This window comes from Priestia sp. P1_B12_1, assembly GCF_056406695.1.
In genome coordinates this window covers 1-3,252 of record NZ_JBFTZR010000047.1, presented here as the reverse complement: position 1 = coordinate 3,252, position 3,252 = coordinate 1, and the positions used below count along the sequence as shown (strand labels likewise).

The window sequence follows — 3,252 nt, the reverse complement described above, 5'->3', positions numbered from 1 at the left end:
CACATAGGTCTCATCCACTCGCCAAGAATCATTTGTTGTCTTAAGGTGACGTCGTACGCGTTCATCTAATTCTGGTCCATATTGATGAACCCACCGCATAATGGTTGTGTGGGCAATAGATAGACCTCGTTCTTCCATCATTTCGACTACATCACGAAAGCTAAGGTTGTAACGCAGGTACCATCTGACGGTTAATAAAATAGTGTCCGGCTGATAATATTTCCACATAAATAGACTCTGCTTTTCCATACTGATCACGTCTCTTTTTTAGAGTACTAGTATCAGTATTTCCAAGATTCAGAGAGTACATGCAAATACCTTGAAGTTTTTGCACCGGAACCGGAAATTTTGTTTCGACCCTTCATCCATGATACAATGCATTGTTCTCTCTTTTTTCACTAAGTAAATATAAGCTATAACAATTCTGATGAGTATAGAACAGACCCCTTCCGAATGGAGGAATTCGAGATTAAAATGATCATTAATAAATTGAAAAAGATGTCTAGAAAACAATGGGTGGTTTATTCCCTTATCGTGTTTTGTTTTGTCCTCTCCATCATTTTTGTGAATCATAATAGCTCATTCTACAAGCAGCCGATCGCTGAAGTGTTGAGCACCCATTTGCAAAGTAAAGAGAAAGTGATCGATCAGCATAACAATAAGGACCAAACCTATAAACAAAGTATCAAAGCCGAAATAAGAAACGGCAAAGACAAAGGGAAAGTTATTCATTTAGAAAATGAATACTCCTCATCTGGCGCTTATGATCAAAAGTATAAACCCGGTAATGAAATCTTCGTTACAATTGATAAGCCTTCAAAAGAAAAGCACTTAACCGGATCCATTAAGAATGCCAAGCGAGACAAGTACGTTCTGTTTGTCGGATGGCTTTTCATCTTCACGCTCCTTTTTGTTGGTAAGAAACGGGGATTCCTTGCCTTGATCAGCTTGGTGGTTAATGCTGCTCTGATGTCCTTCGCATTGGATATTTACGTGAACAGTTCATACAAAAGCTTAGTTTTCATCTGCAGTATATTGGTCATCTTGTTTACAGTCATTTCGTTGCTGCTCCTCAATGGTGTAAATGAAATGACGTACGCTTCGATCACATCCACACTGCTGGGCATCTTCCTAACGTTAGGAGTTATGTATGCCGTGGTCCATTTTACAAATGGAAACGGATTAAGATATGAAGGAATGCAATTTTTGACTCGTCCGTATGAAATTGTCTTTATGGCTGGCTTGTTGATTGGATCATTAGGGGCGGTCATGGATGTTTCAATTACCATTTCCTCTTCCCTCTTTGGGCTTTATGAAAAGAATGAAAAGATAAGCTTAACGATACTTCGAAAATCAGGAATGGACATTGGGAGAGATGTCATGGGCGCATTAACCAACATCTTGTTTTTTGTTTATGCGGCGGGATCCATTCCGTCCATGATTCTGTATTTAAAGAATGCTTCACCATTAGGGTTTACCCTTTCCATGAACCTTTCTTTAGAGATTGCACGTGCACTGGCAGGAGGAATTGGCATTATGCTAACCATCCCAATCGCCGTGTACACATCTATCTATTTTATTAACCAAAAGAGGAAAAGAATATGAATGCATTAGTCATCCTGTCACTGATCCTACTTGTTTTAATGATTTTAATTGGCGGATATAGAGGAATGCGCTCTTTTATATCCTTGTTTTTGAACTTTGGTGTGCTTATGTTTACCATTTTTCTTATGTTGGGCCCACAAATGAATCCAGTCATCATCACTTTAATTTCATGTGCAATCATTAGTTGTATTAATCTCTTTTTCATTAATAACGTAGATGGAAAAACAGGAACTGCTTTTCTTTCTACAATTGTCACGATTGTTCTTTTGATTGTATTAATTGAGGTGATCGTGAACGTATCTATGATTCAAGGGTACGGTGAAGAAGAGAGTGAAGAGCTTGCTGTCTTCTCCCTTTTTGTAGGCATTGATTACGTTAAAATAGGAGCTTCTGTCATGATCATCAGTACAATCGGTGCGATTACAGAGGTTGCCATATCAATCACTTCATCAATGGGCGAAACAATGAAGCATCACCCTTCAATCAGCAGAAAAGATTTATTCTTGTCTGGAATGAGGATCGGAAAGGACATTCTTGGCACTGATACGAACACGCTGTTCTTTGCCTTTTTTGGAGGCTATCTCGCACTTCTCATCTGGTTTAAGGACTTACATTATTCCATCGGTGCGATCGTGAACTCCAAAATCTTTGGTGCGGAAATGATGACCATTTTCTTTGCGGGGATTGGAGTAGCTCTCATTATTCCGATTACAGCTTGGATCAATACCTATTTTTCTGTGAAAGCTAGAGAAAAAGCATTGAAAGAAAGCAAGGAGAACTAAATAGAAGAAACAAAAAAAACCTCTTCGAATGAGGGTTTTACTCATATTATTAACCGATTGAACCTTCCATCTCAAACTTTAATAATTGAGTTTTTCATAGTGTAACATATGTTTCTAAAAACTTTGATTCATCAACGTTTTTAGAATTTCCTTTTCAAAGCTTATTAAGGTTTGAAAAGGAAATCGGCACATAACCGAATATAACTCTGATTCATTGTTAATTTGGACATGTATATCAACCCTCTTGCTTTTCACTCTCTTTCAGCTAAACAATCTTACAATATCATGTTTTCTAACAGGATTGCTGTTCTCTAACAGGATTGCTGTTCTCTATTGTGTCCTTAATAAAAACTGAGGGCTTGTTATAAGAGTAATCTTATCTAAATATAAAAAGAAGTCTTATTAGCCAATTGGTAAACAGAAAAAACTCTAGAGTAATAACTCAAGATTTTTTTCTTTGTTGAATTTAATCTGTTAAGTAAACGCTGTTGTATTTAAGTGAAATTATATAGTTTCATACTATATAATATATAGTTAATAATAATAATAATAACCTTTACATAATACTTAACGTACTTTATTAAAATTAACGTTAAGTATTACACACATAGTAGAAAAACTCACAATTTGTCGTCAAGTAGAGTAAATAATGAAACTTTAATAATATATGAAATACTTTAGTATTTACTTAATGAAATAAGTTTAATGAATAAAAAAACTCTTGAGTTAATACTCTAGAGCTTTTCTGTATATCAATTATTTCTTTAAGTTTTTGGAGAAACTATTAAATGAATCCGTAACATCTTTATTTACAGGGTACATAAAGTCATCCATACCATCATCTAAAGGAAGCACTCCGTCTTTT

Annotated in this window: 2 protein-coding genes and 1 pseudogene; 2 read left to right on the top strand and 1 reads right to left on the bottom strand. The window is 35.6% G+C overall.

All coding sequences use genetic code 11. The features are described from left to right. Positions 1-249: pseudogene (locus AC1D0Y_RS29335) on the bottom strand (IS6 family transposase); the annotation flags it as partial. Between the two features lie 219 nt (positions 250-468). Between AC1D0Y_RS29335 and AC1D0Y_RS29330 the strand changes: the two are divergent. Both AC1D0Y_RS29330 and AC1D0Y_RS29325 read left to right on the top strand, forming a co-directional pair. After that, positions 469-1,605, top strand: coding sequence for a YibE/F family protein (locus tag AC1D0Y_RS29330; protein WP_477708433.1), 1,137 nt, complete (start codon positions 469-471; stop codon positions 1,603-1,605). After that, positions 1,602-2,387 (top strand): YibE/F family protein, encoded by a 786-nt coding sequence (locus AC1D0Y_RS29325; RefSeq protein WP_477708432.1) that lies wholly within the window; start codon positions 1,602-1,604, stop codon positions 2,385-2,387. Before AC1D0Y_RS29330 ends, AC1D0Y_RS29325 begins: the two co-directional genes overlap by 4 nt. Positions 2,388-3,252: the final 865 nt, after the last annotated feature.

Bases quoted from the DNA above. Each gene is read 5' to 3' on its own strand.
- AC1D0Y_RS29325 (WP_477708432.1), top strand. From the start codon at position 1,602: ATGAATGCATTAGTCATCCTGTCACTGATCCTACTTGTTTTAATGATT.